Raw genomic sequence first — 15,121 nt, forward strand, 5'->3', positions numbered from 1 at the left:
AGGCGTGCAGAGCGATGAAGCAGACCGAACGCAGCTGGGAACGCAAATTTGGCGGCTGAATGGCAACAAAGGGTCGACATCAGAAGGCGAGAGCTGGGACAAACCCGTCATTTCCGTCCAGTCCGCCAAATGTCGGCTTCCGACATGACCGGACGCTCACGAGTGCACAAGACTCGTTGCGGCTAAGCTCGACGATTGGGTCATAATGGTCGGATTACGAGCGGCAGCTTCAGGGAGTAGCGACCGGCGCGATTAACGTCGGAGATTGGGGCGCGAAGCTGCACGGCCGCTACACCTAGCTCGCGGTCAATCTGTCCGGAACGATGGCGACGTTTCTCATCGCCATCTTGGGCGGTACGGAAGAGTTGACGTTCGACGCCGCCAACTGGAGGTCGGCCAACCACGCGCTCGTCGAACCGGAGGGAGCGGACGAGCGCAATCCGGCGGGCTGGACATCACCGATCCGTTCCTACAGTCTGTCGGCGACAATCCGGGGAGGCCGAACGGGAATGGACGGGGAAACTAACGAGATCGCGATCGAGACCGACAGCGCGGAGCTCGCGCGCGAGATCGCGGAGGCGGTGCACGGCGCGACGCCGGTCAGCGGCGAGCGGAAGGGGCTGGACGGCGCGACCCTGACCACGGTGCTCGTGACGCTGACGCCCTTCGCCATTCGCGAGATCGTGCGGCTGGCGACGGCCCACATAGCCGCCAAACGGCACGTCAGGTTCGTCAAGGACGGCGTCACCATCCAAGGCGTCAGCGAGGCCACGCTGCTCAAGATCCTGGAGGAAGGCGAGGAGAAGAAGCTCCCCTGATGGCGCCACCCGTCGACCGCTACATCGCGCAGATGCGGCTGAACCATCCCGACCGGGTCGAGGAGGAGATGTACGACCTCCTTGTCGGCGACACCTTCCGCACCTTCGCGGGTCATTTCGGCCTGACCACGTCGCTAAGGATCGTCTTCACGCCGTCGAGGCGGGCGGAGCGGCTGCGCATCGGCGGAGAGAGCTGGCTCATCTACGACCAGTATCTCGGCCAGACGTTCAACATCCTGAACCGTATCTTCTTCAACGCCGAGGGCGAGAGGGAGGCGATCGCCTACTTCCACAAGTACATCGCGGAAAGGACGCTGGAGTACGGCCAGGCCGAACTCGGGATCGAGCCGGCCAACTTCTACGCGGACCAGAAGGACCTGCTGCGCAAGACCGTCGACTGCGATCCGCTGCGCGCGGCCTTCACCATCTTGGCGGAGCAGTTCGCCGTCTTCCATGAACTCAGCCACGAGATCCTGGACAGCGGACACGACTTCGCCGGCTTCTACATGGGGATCGTCGCCGACAGCATCGCGTCGAAGCGGGAGTTCCACCTGTCGCGGACGGCCGAATCGGTGGTCGAGGGCTTCAGGAACGGGAACCCGGCCGCATACCACGACGCGCCGCTGGACGACGTCATCGCCGAGACGCTGGCCGATTTCGACAGCCCCGAGCAGGTGCTCGGACGGGAGGCCTACATCACGGCCCTCGATGATCCTGACGTGGCGGAGGAGCTCTTCTGCGACTTCGTGGCATGCGATCTCGCGCTCATGGGCGGCATCGGCGAGGACATGGAGCTGCGCGATGCGCTCAGGGCGCTCTACATCGCTTCCTACCACCTGAAGACCCTGGACCACGTCGACCGGGCCATGGACGGCATCCTGCTGCCCGGGCAGTCCCCGCAGGACCATCAGTCGCACCGCCGGCATCGGAGCCAGGCGATGCAGGTGCGCAACCACTGCCTTCGCGACCACCTGTTGATGATGTACGGCGCCAGGCTCTTGGACCGCGAGGAGGACGAGCGGTCGCGTCTCGTCTCGGAGTTCGCGGTCGACCTGATGAAGGACCAGCGTCGCTACTACGAGGCCGTACTCGATCCCGCCACCAAGACCGCCTCGTTCCTGGCGGAGCCTGGCCGGCTACAGGAGATGGCGGCGGAACACGACGCGCCGCTCCGGACGTTCGCGCTGAACAGGCCGGACGCCGACCCGGCGATGGCCCGTAACGCGCTGGCGAGCATCACGATCCTGAAGCAGACGGGTTGGCCCATCTCGGCGATCGACCGCTTCGCGGCGAAGCTGAGGGACTGAGACACCTGCGGAATACGGCCTTCACCATTTCAGGCCGCGAAGTTGCCCGCTTTTGGGGTCATCTTTAGTCTGGCTGGATGACCGATGTTAGGGCGCGCTGCTGCCGGACGGCTCAATGGCACAGTAATGGCGGGTACCGCCCGAAGCGCCGGGCCATTGTCGCACCGGAAGTTCGCGATGGTCTTGAAGTCAGGTGCGAGACGTCGGGTCAGCCACATCAGCTCGATATTGCGCTGCGCTTCACGTTCGAGCCGACGGCTCGACTGAACCCGGTTCAGATAGCCGTAGAGGTAGATCTTGAGCATCGTCGAAGGATGGTAGGCCGGGCGCCCGGTCTCGGCGGGCGTCGCTCCAGCGAAACCCAACGTTTGTAGATCAAGCTCGTCGATAAAGGCCTCGACCACCCGGACCGGGTTGTCCTCCGACACGTAATCATCAAGCGATGCAGGCAGCAGAAAGTCCTGCCGGCGGTCTTCCCCTTCAACGAAACGGCCCATCTCAAAGCCTCCCGCAATCCGCGAAAACCATAGCACAGTCTCGCGTTTTTACACGGTCTCGGTCGGCTTCAGACTTACGGCTTCTAAGCGACGCACTTTGCCAAGCAGATGTCCATCGAGAGCCGCTGGTGCCTGGTTTCGCAAGCGTTCAGTTGACAGCGGACGATTGGTTCTCGATGTTCGACCTTTGTACCGCCTAGGCTCACACAACTTTTATTGGAGACAGGCCGGCGGCAGAACTAGGGGAGAAGAAGGTGAAGCTGATCCGCGCGCAGGCGACGAACTACCGCAACATCATCGATTCGAACCCCGTCGAGATAGGCCAGTCGACCTGCCTGGTCGGCAAGAACGAGGCGGGCAAGTCGGCCTTCCTCAAGGCGCTAGAAGGTCTGCGGTCCACCGACAAGGCGTTCACCGAATACGGTAAGATCACGAACTATCCCCGCCGCGCGTTCGCCGACTACGCCGAGGATCACGGCAGCGGCGAGGCGGTCGTCATGAGGACGTCGTGGGAGCTCGACGATGCCGACGTAAGGGCGATCGCCGCCGAGCTGGGCACTAAGGCGCTGAATGGACGGACCATCGAGGTTTACAAGACTTACGAGCAGAGCGGCACGACGTGGACGGTGCCGCTCGACGAGGCATCCGTCGTCGCCCATCTGGTCGACACCCACGGCCTGACGACTGAGGAGAGGACGCAACTCGCCGGATCTAGCACCACCGTTCGCGTGGCCGCGCGTCTTGAGGCGGCAGACGTGCGATCCGAAAGCCAACAGGCCCTCCTGGATGCGATCAAGGAGTTCAGGAAAAACGATGCTTCGTTGAGGGCAATCGACATCCTAAGCTCGCGGATGCCGCGCTTCATGTACTTTTCGCACTACGACCGCATGAGCGGCGAGGTGTCGATCAACCAGCTAGCGCAGGATCGCAGCAACGGCTTCGAGATGGCGAGCGGCGACCGGGTATTCCTCGACTTCCTCGAGTACGCTGGCACGACGCTGGAGGACCTCACCGCGACCGACCAGTTCGAGGAGCTGAACGCCAAGTGCGAGGCCGCCGCCCTGCGCATCACCGATCAGATTTTCGAGTACTGGACCCAAAACGACGAGCTGAAGATCAAGGTCGTCCTTTCGGAGGGCAAGTCCGGCGATCCTGCTCCGTTCAACAGCGGCCCAGTGGCGCGGGCGCGCGTCGAGAACGGCCTGCACGGCGTCACGGTGCCATTCTCCGAGCGCTCCGCCGGCTTCATCTGGTTCTTCTCCTTTCTCGTGAAGTTTGCGCAGATCCGGAAGAAACATGGCAACGTCATTCTGCTCCTCGACGAGCCTGGCCTGACGCTGCACGGCACCGCTCAGCTCGACCTGCTCCGCTACTTCGCCGAGCAGATCGCGCCGAAACACCAGCTGATCTGGTCGACCCATTCGCCTTTCATGGTGCCGCCGGATGACCTCGCCTCGGTCCGGACCGTCGAGGACGTTGTTGAGACCGACGCGCGCGGCCGGAAGAAGTCGATCGGCACCAAGATCAGATCGGACGTTCTCACCACCGATCCGCAGACGAACTTCCCCGTGTTTGGCGCGATGGGCTTCGAGATCACCCAGACGCTCATCATCGGCAAGAACACGCTCCTCGTGGAGGGGCCGAGCGACGTCCTCTACCTTCAGATCGCCTCCGCCGCCCTGAAGACGGCAGGCCGCGCCCACCTCGCCGCGCGCTGGGCGCTCTGCCCATCGGGCGGCATCGACAAGGTACTGCCGTTCGTGAAGCTATTCTACGGCAACAAGCTCAACGTGGCGGTCCTAACGGACTTCGACCGAGGGCAGAAGCGCAAGCTAGACGACCTCCACAAGTCGGCCCTCCTCGCCCAGGAGCGGATCATCCTCGCGACTGAAATCGCGGGCAAGGAGGAGGCCGACATCGAAGACTTCTTCGCACCTCAGCTCTTTGTGGACCTCTTGAACGCCACCTACGGTCTGAAGGACGAGCACGCTCTGACGGTGGAGAAGCTCGAAGCCGCCGACACGAGCACGACGCGCACGGTCAAGAAGACGGAGGCGTATTTCCGGCTTTTGCCGCCAGAGATCCCGGAGTTCAGCCACTACGATCCCGCCGCCTACCTGCTCCAGCACCCCAAGCTGCTCAGCGGCTCCAGCAAGGCTGTCAAAGAGACACTCGCCCGCTTCGAGAAAGCGTTCCAGCGGATCGGGGAATTTGCGGCCTAAGCAACGTGAGCTCAGTGAATCGAAAGTGACCGAACAATCGTTTTGAACTTAGCGAGGCCACTAACATTGCCGGGCGTAGCCATGGGCTCCCGCCTCGCTAGATTTCAGGACAAGGACGTAACGAAAGCCGGGGGATGCATGCTTCAGATCGCGACCGGAAAGTTCTTTAAGGCGGCGGTTGGCCGGGAGAACCGGCTGCGTGGCGTGCTTTACACCAATTATCGCACCAGCTTCGAAGACGAGGGGCTTGAGACCGCAGCGGGGCGGCTAATGCCGTCGTCCAACCTTAGCGGCTTGAAGGCGCTTATTTACGAAGTGAGCGAACGATATGAAGGCGGCCCAGCGGAGGGAGCGCTGGCTTCGGTTGGCGCGGAACCCTTCTTGAAGGACATGGCCGCGGTTGTGTCGTTCGGCCTGGATGTCACCTGCACTCCAGATCCTGATCTTGCGCGCAGGCTGTTAAGCGACGCGCCGCTCGCCCCCAACGCGTATGCACGACCCAAGCAATATGTAGCGCGGACCTTCGAAGCCCAGGTTTGGGGCCAACCCGAGGAAGTCGAGCCGCTTAAAGCGTTCGTCGCTGACCTGATCGCCTTAAAGCGCGAGTATTATCTCGGCGCGATGCGGGCGATCCGCACTTATGTCGGCGGTCTGCAGCGTTTGGGTGACGACATTGACCTTGCCTACACGCTACTCGTCGCTTCCGTGGAATCGCTGGCGCAGGGGTTTGACGGGCATCGCGCAACCTGGGGCGATTATGCGGTCAGCAAACGCGAGGCTATCGATAAGGCGCTCGAGGACGCGCCAGAGGCCATGGCCGACAAGGTCCGCGATACACTGCTCGACATCGAGCACGTAGCCTTGACCAGACGCTTCCGGGGCTATGCCATGCAAACTCTAAAGCCGGCCTACTTTCGTGAGGATGCCGCGCAGCGACAGAATCCAATTGGCAGGGCAGACCTCGGCGGCGCGCTCGACTTGGCCTACCGAATCCGCTCAAAATATGTTCACGAACTACAGGCGATCCCCAAGCCGATCGTGTATGTGCATGATCTCAGCGAATGGACGCGCGTGGATCGAGAGATCGCGCTTACAATCCAAGGCCTTGCACGTCTGGCACGGACGCTGATCCTGCAATTTGTTCAGGATAGTCCGAAGGTCGACAAAGAGGACTACCTATATAACCTCGACATTCCCGGCATCGTAGAGGTTGAGATGGCGCCAGAATATTGGGTCTGGAAGCACGAAGGCTTCGAACCCAAGCAGGCAAGACTAAAGCTCAGTGGATTCCTGGACCTTTGCGCGAACGTACTCGCGAAGACGCCTGGAGCCCAACTTGTCGACATTCGCGACCTTCTGGCTAAGTTCGAAATCTTGATCCCGCAGGCCCAACCGACCCATCGCCGCTCGATGCTATCTCTCTACTATCTGTTTAATGTCTTGGTCGCCGAGAACCAGCGGCGCGAAGGGTGGTGGGACGTGGTCAAGGGTTACACGTCAATCCTCAATGCGCCTTCGATGGAGAGTCTGTCGCTACTTCTTGTCCTGAGAAAGCCGATAGACTGGACCGCCAAGATGCTCACGGAAGTTCGTGGGCAATATTATCGGCAGCGTTACCGCGAGCTCGGTCTGCGCCTGCCGTGGCTGTTGGAAGCGGCGTTCGATTTAGTCCTTGCCGAAGCCCATCGCCGCGAAGGTGATGAGAATGAGGCTCGCGCGGTGATCGCGGGCGCGCGGGACAACCATCCGACCATGGCGCAACTGGCCATGTTCGAAGACCAGCTTCTGACGCCGCTGGCGCCGATCGATTGGGCTGAGGCATTGTTACGGAAGGATGAGCCATCCGCCGCCGAGACACCACCTTCCGGCGACGGCTTGTCCGACGAGGCGGCAGGAGAAGATCCCTTCAGCAGGTAGCTGTCGTTCCCAGCTTTGGGCGCGATTAACCGCAGTAACAACCCCGATCATAATCAGAATTTCCGCTCCTAGGTGCGCTAAGATCGAATTGAACGGCTTCAAGAGGCGCGCTGCTGTCTGTCTGCTCGATGAAGCGGTAACGGCGGGTTCCAGCAAGAGCAGCCGTTCTTGCGCAGAACTTGGAACGGCTCGAGTTGGTCGACTCCTGCCGGGATAGCAAAACATCTAAACTTGGGGATCAGGATTTGATCTCTTAGCGTCTTATAAGGGTCAAAGAACGCTTCCCAAGCAAATTCCCCCTCGCTGCCTTGACCATACCCGGTTGGACTTCGCGTCGAATTGAAAGCGCGGTACCGGCTCCGGGCTAACCCATAGCGAGCGCTTTCATCACGTCCTCGATGCTTCCCTTCACCACTACATAATTGCCCTTCTCAAAGTTCACGGCGCTCGCCGTGTCTCCTCCCCTGAACCGCCGCACGAAATTCACGCGATCGGCATTCACCACGATCGGTTTCTCCCTCGGCGGTCTCAAATTGCACATAGCCGTTCATGAAAAGCCCCTGACGATCAGAATACCTCGCCTAGGCCATCTGCTTTGAACTGGATAGGGATTTGCACGGCGACGTGCTGCCCTTCCGTCTGTCAGGCCGATACCTTCACCACCCTCACGGGAGGACCGTCTGGGAAGCACCGCCCAGCAGGGCGGGGGCGATGACCCAGCCTATACAAATGCCCTGCGACGTCGCTGCAAAATAAGCGCATGGATCTTCTGGAAGATACCGTCAGAGCCCTGTCCTTTCAGCCAGGCGAAAGGCATCCGGGTCGCGCTTGGTTCAGGCCGGTTCGACTTCGGCCTTTGCCTTTGGCTTACGCGCCCGTGTCACCGGTTCTTTGGCGAGCGGTTCGACTGAAACGGCGATGCCGGGTTTGCGGCCCAGACCGATCTTTTGCGCCAGTTCCTTGCGCTGCTGCGCATAATTGGGCGCGGTCATCGGATAGTCCGATGGCAGGTTCCATTTGGCCCGATATTCGTGCGGCGTCATCTGATAGGAGGTTCTCAGGTGCCGCTTGAGCATCTTGAGCTTCTTTCCGTCCTCCAGGCAGACGATATAGTCCGGCTTGACCGACGTGCGGACGGAGACGGCCGGTTCCTGCCTCGGCACCTCGGGGACGGACGGCGTGCCCAGACCCGCGAGCGCCGAATGAACGTTTGAGATGAGTTGCGAAAGGTCACCGATGGCAACCGAATTGTTCGAGACGTGCGCCGCGACAATGTCGGCCGTAAGCGTGATCAATGCGTCTTGCGCGACAGCGACCTCAGTCATCTGATTGTTCGTCCTTCAAGGGAGAGAAGTAGATCGCGCCAATTGCCGCAAGCTTGTGGCTGGCAGATAGGTATGACGGGGAGAATGTTCAAACCCGCTACCCTAGCTTTGTATTTCCACATGCGACATTTGGGCAGTGCAGCTTGCGATCTCCTTCCACATCAGAGCGCCAGCCTCTTCGCCCGCCATTGCGAGCGGTGACCGCTTCTCGACAGCCCTCTTCCCACATCTTTTCATGGGTATCGAAGCCGCGCCCTACGGCACCTGCCTCTGCGCGAGCGTCATAGTGGCGTCATTCGTTCGACCGCCACGACGTCGTGCCGCTCACGCACCCCGTCTATGCGCACCCTGCGGCCGACCAGACGGCGCTGCCCGCCTATTCCCAGCAGCCGCCACTGCCCGCCGTCAGGCATGCGCAAAACCAGCTGCCCGCTTTCAATAAGCAACAGTCCTTCAAGGGTGATTGGTCGGTCTCGGGGCATAGTCTGGATTAACCCGTCAATTTCGAAAACGATCGTGGTGCGGTCGACTGTCGCTTCGGTTTCTCACTTTCGCACGAAGTCCTCACGGCTTTCGCCGCGCAATGCAGCGCGCTTTTGCGCCTTACGCTGCAGGGGAATGTCGATTTGTGGCCTGTTCCATCGTGCTGCCCCCTCCAGGACAAGCAGATCCTCGGCGTGCGTGAGGAACGTGAACACCTTGTTGCACACCTCGATCATCAGCGATTTCATCTCCTCATCCGAGATGCGGGACAGGCCATTCCAGGGGATTTCACCATAGGGTGTGACGACCTTCACGTCACCAAAATCCCCCGTCGCGCTACCTGGCACTGCCCCTGCGTGCAGATCCTCCAAAGCTGTATTGCGCACGCATTGTTCAACGAGGGCCAGCGTAAAGCGTACTTTCTGGTCATCAGTCAGCTTATCGTCCGACATATGCCCCCCATAGTAGCGTCTCCAGGCTTTCGAGCGATAGATATACGCCAATCAGCACGAACGAACCATTGCGAGACGAACCTATAGCCATGAACGACGCTCCCCGCGAGACCTACAGCGCGCAGCTCGCGCGAACGGAAAGCTGGAACGGTGGGTGATCGCGTGCTCCCGGCGAATGTGGCGACCCCGTCTCCCCCCGTCCTCAAACTGCCCACCGGCCCCTCAGTTATGCCTTCGGCGCGGCGTCCTTCTTTGCAAAATGGATATCCACCCGCATCCCAGTCCCCGCCCTTGAGGTCACGGTCCAGTCGGCTTTGGCATTTTGCGCTGGGATTGCGCAATCACGGCTCCAAGCTTGCCGACCTTCGGCCAGGACATCCCTTCGCGCAATCCCATGCCGTTATCTGCAACCGCTACGCGACAGCCCGTATTAACCCTGCCATGAAATACCGCAAGGATGCATCGGGTTAGCGTTGTGGCGCTGCTTCCATGTCTGACTCCCGGTTTGGGATTGGCTCCGGACAGCGCTTTCTTAGCATGCTGCCCGCCGCGGACGACCACCAGGGCATCGGATCCATCCTGTCGTGGAGAGCGCAGATTGCTTTGCACAGTAGCGGCGACTGGTTCAGTTCCTATGGCAACAGGAAACAGGAAGTCGGCGAAAGCGGCCTATCCCAGTGGCAGCTTTGTCGAAAAATCACTGCGATTGCCTTCTGCGCGCCGCCTCTTAATCTAGACGTAGATGGCTAGCCTATTCCCCGATCTGTTCGATACCCCGCAAATCTCCGGCCTTTCCTATTGTGAGGACATCCTCTCGCGGGACGAGGAATTGAGGCTGATCGATGGGATCGACGCAACCGCGCTCGAGCCATTCCGCTTTCAGGGCTGGCTGGGCAAGCGCCTGACCAGCTCCTTTGGCTGGCGCTATGATTTTGACGACGCGCGTTTCGGACCAACCGATCCCATGCCTGACTGGCTACTGCCTGTGCGAGACCGAGCCGCCGCCTTTGCTGGCCTCGATCCCGCCAGCCTCGCCCAGGCACTATTGCTCCGATATGATCCCGGCGCAGGTATTGGCTGGCACCGCGATCGCCCGGTTTTCGACCATGTTGTTGGCCTTTCGCTGGGCGTGGCCGCACCGCTACGCTTTCGGCGGCGCAAGGCCGAAGGCTTCGATCGCGTCACCGTCCCGCTGGCCCCGCGTTCAATCTATCACCTCCATGGTGAAGCGCGGTACGAATGGGAACATAGCATAGCTGAAATGGAAGAGACCCGCTGGTCGATCACGTTCCGTACACTGTCGGCCAAACTATCGGACCCGACCTTGGTCAGATAGCGTGGGCCTTCAATGCGCCACGGCGCCCTCATCGAGAAGCTGGTCCAGCCGCGTTGCAATGGCGAGCCACCGCGCCACGCCCCCTTCATCGCCCGCCAGCGCAAGATGTCTTATTCTCTCCGCGATAAATCGCCCGCCGGCGACGCCATGTTGCCGCTCGACCGCCAGAGCTTCGGCCCAACGCTCGAGTTCGGCTCTCACAGGAGCGACGGCATGGATGCGGACATGCGGGGCTTGTTCCAGGGGTCGCTCGTGCGTGTCATCTCGATCAGGTCGTCGGGAAAGCAGCGATCCTGGAAGGCGACTGCCTCATCGAACGATCCACCAAGCCAACGGTCATATTCATCCTCATGTAGAAGCACAGGCATGCGATCATGCACCGGACGGATCGCTTCGTTGCAATCGGTCATGACGCCCGAATAGACCGCGCCCCATTCCTGGCTTTCTCGCCAAAGGCCGGCCCAGGCAAAGACAGGCTGCTCCTTGAGATTGAACCAGGTGCGGGTCTTGCATCCCTTCTCGCCTTCGGCTTCTGCAAAGGCAGTCAGCGGGATAAGGCAACGCCACTGCGGTTTTCGCGCGAGACCAACCCACATGGGTTTGCGCAGGTCGGCGATATTATTAACGGGCTTGGGCTTGGATCCTGGCTTCATGCCGCGCAGGACCAGCGGAAACCCCCAGACCATGGACTGAAGGACACGCTTTCCTTCTGCCTCGCGCACCACCATGCCGGGATAGCCGGGATAGACTTCGTCCGGCACGTTCATGGCGGCGATGTCGGGCGGCTCGACGCCGAAATGCGCGGCCACCTCGGCTGCACTCAATCGCTCAGTATAGAGGTTGCACATTGTTGCACCTGCCTAGTCGCGCCGCCCGACCACAAGTGTTGCGCAGCGCTTAGAGCAAGGCAAGCTGCGGCTGGGCTTTCGCTGGCAATTTTCCGCTGCGCCAGAGATCGTCTGTATGCTCGACGACCATGCGTTCGGCAGCAAAGGGCGCGCGATGCTGGAATCCGATAACGTCCCTGATGCTGCCATGCAGCCAGGCGTCATAGTCGTGGGGATCGAGAAGAACCGGCATCCTGTCGTTGATCGATATGACCGCGGCGTTGGCCGCCATGGTCATACCGGCATAGACCGGTCCGTAATCGGGCAGGTTCCGGCAAAAGCCGGCCCAGGCCATGACGGGCGCATGTTTGACCGAGAACCAGGTTCTCGTCTTGTGGCCGGGCATGCCGTCAGGATTGGCGAAGTGGGTCAGGACGATAAGGCAGCGATAGCGCGGGTCCACGACCATATGCTCCCACATGGGATTGGTGAGATCGGCAACCAGCCCCAGCCGCTGAGGATCGTCGCCATGTTCGCGCATCTCGCGGGTCAGGCGCGGGAAGCCCCACCCCATCGACCGTAACAGCCGACGTCCCCGGCTTTCAAAGACCACGAGCCCGTCAGCGCCCTCGGTGGTTTCACGAGCAAAATGGACAGGCCCTTGCGGCAGCGCCGCACCGAAATGCATGGCGACTTCGCCGACACTCGCCAGGGTCGTATGCAATCTGGACATCGACCGCTCCTAGGAAGACTCGAAAGACATCCGATGATTGGAACATAAAGCGAACAATATTGTCAACCGGCGATAGCCGGGAAGCGCCTTGGACGGACGTTTCCCGGCGAAATCTCAGCCGTTCAGTTTGTCCTTTATCGCCTTGGCAGGCGTGAAGCCGAGCTTCTTGGCAGCTGCGATCTGGATAGTGGCGCCGGTGGAGGGGTTGCGACCTTCGCGCGCTGGCGTGTCCTTGACCTTGAACTTGCCAAAGCCGTTCAGGGCAATTTCTTCGCCCGCTGCTGCAGCATCAGCGATTGCGGCGAAGACCGCATCGACCAGCTTGCGGGCATCCGCCTTGGAAAGGCCGTTGTCGCCGGCGATCTTCTCAGCGAGGTCGGTATTGTTCATGGGCTATATCCTGTGTCGTTGGACGGCGGGCAGAGACGAGGGCGCAAGCCAACGTCCAGCCAGGACGCTATCGCTTGTTGGCAGCCTATGGGCTTCATTGTGGTCCCAAGACGTGCTTGTCTTCGAGGGGCCTGACATTCGGGGTGCCCGATCCCATCTATGGCATCTATGCCATCCAAGATGATGCATGATGGAGACCAGAATGGCTACGGTGCCCAATGATGCCCTGATTGTCATATGTCCGGCCTGCGCAACGGCGAACCGGTTGCCCCGCGAAAGGCTGGCCAAGGGCGGAACCTGCGGCCGATGCAAGCGCCCCCTATTCTCTGGTGAGCCGGTCACACTGACCGCAGATAATTTCGACGCGCATGCCGCGCGGTCCGATATTCCCCTGCTCGTCGATTTCTGGGCGAGCTGGTGCGGTCCCTGTCGTCAGATGGCCCCCGCCTTCAGCGCCGCGGCGGGACAACTCGAACCCTATATGCGCCTTGGGAAACTCGATACCGAGGCGCACCAGGCGATTGCGGGTCGCTATGCCATCCGGTCCATTCCCACGATGATCCTGTTTCGGAGTGGCCGCGAGATGGCGCGGCAATCGGGCGCTATGCCGCAACAGGCCATCGTTGCATGGGCGCGCGAGGCGGCACGACCGGCGTGAGCCATAAGTCCGCCGCCCACCCGGCAACGCCCGATGGCCGTTATTTTGTCGTGCGCGGCCGCCTATGGCGGCTGTCCGATCCCGCGTTGGACGAAGACGTCCGAGCTTCGCTGGTATCGGATCTAATGCAGGCGCGCAGAGCCGTGCGCGACGCCCGTAAAAACGGCGATGTATCGACCGAGCGTGAAGCGCATGCGTCGGTGGACATTGCCAAACGCGGACTTGGCGAGCGTGGCCCAGTCTGGTGGACTGATGGCGCACCTGACTATAATCGTCATATGGCGCGCAACACGCCCTATGCTGACTGGTTTGCCGCCCTTGATTGACGCGCCTTGCGCACCGGCTTGTCGGCCAGCTCAATCCAAACCGGAGCATGGTCGCTCGTCTTTTCCCATCCGCGCGGCGCTGTATCGACCTGCGCCCGTTCAAGCCTGCCCCGTGCCTTTGCGTTGAGCAGAATATGGTCGATCCGAAGGCCTGCGTTGCGCTCGAATGCCCCGCGCCAATATTTCCAGAAGGTGTAGATGGTCTCATCGGGGTGCATTTCGCGCAGAGCGTCGCTCCATCCCTGGTCCAGTACATGGCGATAGGCTTCCCTCACCTCCGGCGCGAAGAGCGCATCGTCTCGCCATCGCTCGGGCGCATAGACATCCAGATCCGTCGGCATCAGGTTGAAGTCCCCGGCGACCACCACCGGCGCATCGAGATCGACGAGCGAGGCAAGGTGATCATGAAGCCGCTCGAACCAGCGCAATTTGAAGTCGAACTTGGGTCCAGGGCGTGGATTGCCGTTGGGTAGATAAAGACCAGCCACCAGAACCCCGGCAACCGCCGCCTCGATGTAGCGGCTTTGCGTATCGTCCGGATCGCCAGGCAGCCCGCGGCGCGTCTCATAGATATCACCGACACGGCTCAGGATCGCAACGCCGTTCCAACGGCTTTGCCCGTGCCAGACTGCTTCATAGCCTGCGTCGCGAATTGCCTTTTCTGGAAATTTATCTTGTGGTGCCTTCAATTCCTGGAGGCAAACGATGTCGGGCTCGGCTTTGCCCAGCCATCGTAGCAGGACGGGCAAGCGCCCGTTAATTCCGTTCACATTATAAGTCGCTACCTTCATCTGGTCAGCTCCCGCAATTGCCGCCGTGGAGCCGCACGCTCTGTCGTATGAGAGTATATAGGACCGGCTTCCTCAGCCTGGCGCGTCAAGCGCCAGCAGATCCTGATCTTCTGGATGTCGATCAAGATAACCCGCGACGAACCCGCATAGCGGCACAACCTTGAGCCCCTTCTCGCGCACGTCCGCCAGCGCGCCGGCGATAAGCCTGCTGGCGATGCCCTGCCCTTCGAGCGCTTTGGGGACTTGCGTGTGCGTGAAAACCAATGCGCCATCCCGTCGGTCATAGGTCGCAATCGCCGTCCCGCCTTCGCCCTCCAGTTCATAGCGCCCTTCGCCCTCATTATCCCGGACGTTCTGCAATTCATCCATGGTCGGTTCCTTTTTCCTACGGGCCATGCACATCGGCGCATTTCGCCGGGCCATTCGAAAAGTCGAACAGACGGGCCATAATGAGGTTCCGCCCACGCCATCCGCCGAAGGAAGTATAGAGACGTTCTGCCTGACTTGGCTATTTCGTGCAGATGCGGTGCCTGGCATCATCCACAGCTCAACGAAATCAACTGCAGCTCCCATGACCAGCCGCTTCACCAGTCATTCATCGCGATATGCTACTAAGGCTTTGTCGCTTCTTCCCCCCTTTTGAAGCGGCGCCTCCCTGAACTTCGGCCCTGCCGCGAGCCCTGCTCCGGCGGGGCTTCTTTTAACACCTGGCTTTCATCATCATCGCCTGCAGGGCGTCCCCTTGACGATTGCTTCTCGGCACAGGACCACCCATAGGCCGCCGATGGACCCAGAGACTTCCGAGCTGATCATGCGCGCCATTGCACGCGCGCCACAATGGCTTCGCCACGATCTGTCGTCAAAAGACCTCAATGCCCGTGGACGGGCTGAAGAAACTCTCGCCGCCATGATCGTAGATGCGCTGTCGCACGGAACGACGCACGAGCCGGAAGGTTAGGCTTCGCGTGGACCCATCCCGTGGAGCATCTGTTTCGATGGGAGGCCTTCTCCTCCCTGCCCTTCTTATCGCAGTTGTTCC

At 60.8% G+C, this 15,121-nt stretch carries 17 protein-coding genes and 1 pseudogene; 8 read left to right on the plus strand and 10 right to left on the minus strand.

Annotation, left to right across the window (positions count from 1 at the left end; all coding sequences use genetic code 11):
• The first annotated feature begins 323 nt into the window (after positions 1 to 323).
• Both BSY17_RS04780 and BSY17_RS04785 read left to right on the plus strand, forming a co-directional pair.
• Positions 324 to 818 (plus strand): hypothetical protein, encoded by a 495-nt coding sequence (locus BSY17_RS04780; RefSeq protein WP_069064626.1) that lies wholly within the window; start codon positions 324 to 326, stop codon positions 816 to 818.
• Complete coding sequence (locus BSY17_RS04785; RefSeq protein WP_069064627.1) at positions 818 to 2,125, plus strand: hypothetical protein; 1,308 nt, start codon at positions 818 to 820, stop codon at positions 2,123 to 2,125. The genes BSY17_RS04780 and BSY17_RS04785 overlap by 1 nt, the downstream gene beginning before the upstream one ends.
• Positions 2,126 to 2,259: 134 nt before the next feature.
• On the opposite strand, the pseudogene BSY17_RS04790 reads toward BSY17_RS04785, so the two are convergent.
• Positions 2,260 to 2,622, minus strand: a pseudogene (locus tag BSY17_RS04790) (transposase); the annotation flags it as partial.
• A gap of 254 nt (positions 2,623 to 2,876) precedes the next feature.
• Here BSY17_RS04790 and BSY17_RS04795 point away from each other — a divergent pair.
• A complete protein-coding gene (locus tag BSY17_RS04795) occupies positions 2,877 to 4,844 on the plus strand; it encodes an AAA family ATPase (protein ID WP_069064628.1) in 1,968 nt (655 codons plus the stop codon).
• A 138-nt stretch (positions 4,845 to 4,982) separates the two neighbouring features.
• Positions 4,983 to 6,761, plus strand: a complete 1,779-nt coding sequence (locus BSY17_RS04800; protein ID WP_150125730.1) for a hypothetical protein — start codon at positions 4,983 to 4,985, stop codon at positions 6,759 to 6,761.
• 833 nt (positions 6,762 to 7,594) lie between these two features.
• On the opposite strand, the gene BSY17_RS04810 is transcribed toward BSY17_RS04800, so the two are convergent.
• The 3 genes from BSY17_RS04810 to BSY17_RS04815 form a co-directional block, all read right to left on the minus strand.
• Entirely contained in the window at positions 7,595 to 8,086 is a 492-nt protein-coding gene (locus BSY17_RS04810) for a MucR family transcriptional regulator (RefSeq protein WP_069064630.1), read from the minus strand.
• A 281-nt stretch (positions 8,087 to 8,367) separates the two neighbouring features.
• Positions 8,368 to 8,568 carry a DUF5818 domain-containing protein gene (locus BSY17_RS22160; RefSeq protein WP_443019478.1) on the minus strand — a complete coding sequence of 67 codons (201 nt, stop codon included), beginning with the start codon at positions 8,566 to 8,568 and terminating at the stop codon, positions 8,368 to 8,370.
• Between the two features lie 63 nt (positions 8,569 to 8,631).
• Complete coding sequence (locus BSY17_RS04815; protein ID WP_069064631.1) at positions 8,632 to 9,021, minus strand: hypothetical protein; 390 nt, start codon at positions 9,019 to 9,021, stop codon at positions 8,632 to 8,634.
• Between the two features lie 742 nt (positions 9,022 to 9,763).
• Here BSY17_RS04815 and BSY17_RS04825 point away from each other — a divergent pair.
• Positions 9,764 to 10,357, plus strand: a complete 594-nt coding sequence (locus BSY17_RS04825; protein WP_069064633.1) for an alpha-ketoglutarate-dependent dioxygenase AlkB — start codon at positions 9,764 to 9,766, stop codon at positions 10,355 to 10,357.
• Positions 10,358 to 10,366: 9 nt separating this feature from the next.
• Here the strand turns inward: BSY17_RS04825 and BSY17_RS04830 are convergent, their stop codons facing one another.
• From BSY17_RS04830 to BSY17_RS04845, 4 genes are all read right to left on the minus strand, one after another.
• Positions 10,367 to 10,558, minus strand: coding sequence for a DUF6961 family protein (locus tag BSY17_RS04830; protein WP_069064634.1), 192 nt, complete (start codon positions 10,556 to 10,558; stop codon positions 10,367 to 10,369).
• A complete protein-coding gene (locus BSY17_RS04835; RefSeq protein WP_083217041.1) occupies positions 10,555 to 11,205 on the minus strand; it encodes an SOS response-associated peptidase in 651 nt (216 codons plus the stop codon). The genes BSY17_RS04830 and BSY17_RS04835 overlap by 4 nt, the downstream gene beginning before the upstream one ends.
• A 49-nt stretch (positions 11,206 to 11,254) precedes the next feature.
• A complete protein-coding gene (locus BSY17_RS04840) occupies positions 11,255 to 11,917 on the minus strand; it encodes an SOS response-associated peptidase family protein (RefSeq protein WP_069064635.1) in 663 nt (220 codons plus the stop codon).
• 114 nt (positions 11,918 to 12,031) lie between these two features.
• A complete protein-coding gene (locus tag BSY17_RS04845; protein ID WP_069064636.1) occupies positions 12,032 to 12,307 on the minus strand; it encodes an HU family DNA-binding protein in 276 nt (91 codons plus the stop codon).
• Between the two features lie 187 nt (positions 12,308 to 12,494).
• Between BSY17_RS04845 and trxC the strand changes: the two genes are divergently transcribed.
• Positions 12,495 to 12,965: a thioredoxin TrxC gene (gene trxC, locus BSY17_RS04850; protein ID WP_269466001.1), complete on the plus strand. Its 471-nt coding sequence runs from the start codon at positions 12,495 to 12,497 to the stop codon at positions 12,963 to 12,965.
• Positions 12,935 to 13,291 carry a hypothetical protein gene (locus tag BSY17_RS04855; protein ID WP_069064638.1) on the plus strand — a complete coding sequence of 119 codons (357 nt, stop codon included), beginning with the start codon at positions 12,935 to 12,937 and terminating at the stop codon, positions 13,289 to 13,291. The genes trxC and BSY17_RS04855 overlap by 31 nt, the downstream gene beginning before the upstream one ends.
• On the opposite strand, the gene xth is transcribed toward BSY17_RS04855, so the two are convergent.
• Both xth and BSY17_RS21830 read right to left on the minus strand, forming a co-directional pair.
• Complete coding sequence (xth, locus tag BSY17_RS04860) at positions 13,261 to 14,082, minus strand: exodeoxyribonuclease III (protein ID WP_069064639.1); 822 nt, start codon at positions 14,080 to 14,082, stop codon at positions 13,261 to 13,263. The two genes, BSY17_RS04855 and xth, sit on opposite strands and share 31 nt — an antisense overlap.
• Before the next feature lie 72 nt (positions 14,083 to 14,154).
• Entirely contained in the window at positions 14,155 to 14,670 is a 516-nt protein-coding gene (locus BSY17_RS21830) for a GNAT family N-acetyltransferase (RefSeq protein WP_237236419.1), read from the minus strand.
• A 196-nt stretch (positions 14,671 to 14,866) separates the two neighbouring features.
• On the opposite strand from BSY17_RS21830, the gene BSY17_RS21490 reads away from it, so the two are divergent.
• On the plus strand, positions 14,867 to 15,040 hold the full coding sequence (locus BSY17_RS21490; RefSeq protein ID WP_171899186.1) for a DUF6771 family protein: 174 nt from the start codon (positions 14,867 to 14,869) through the stop codon (positions 15,038 to 15,040).
• Positions 15,041 to 15,121 lie beyond the last annotated feature (81 nt).

The organism is Sphingobium sp. RAC03, from assembly GCF_001713415.1.
Classification (GTDB): domain Bacteria; phylum Pseudomonadota; class Alphaproteobacteria; order Sphingomonadales; family Sphingomonadaceae; genus Sphingobium.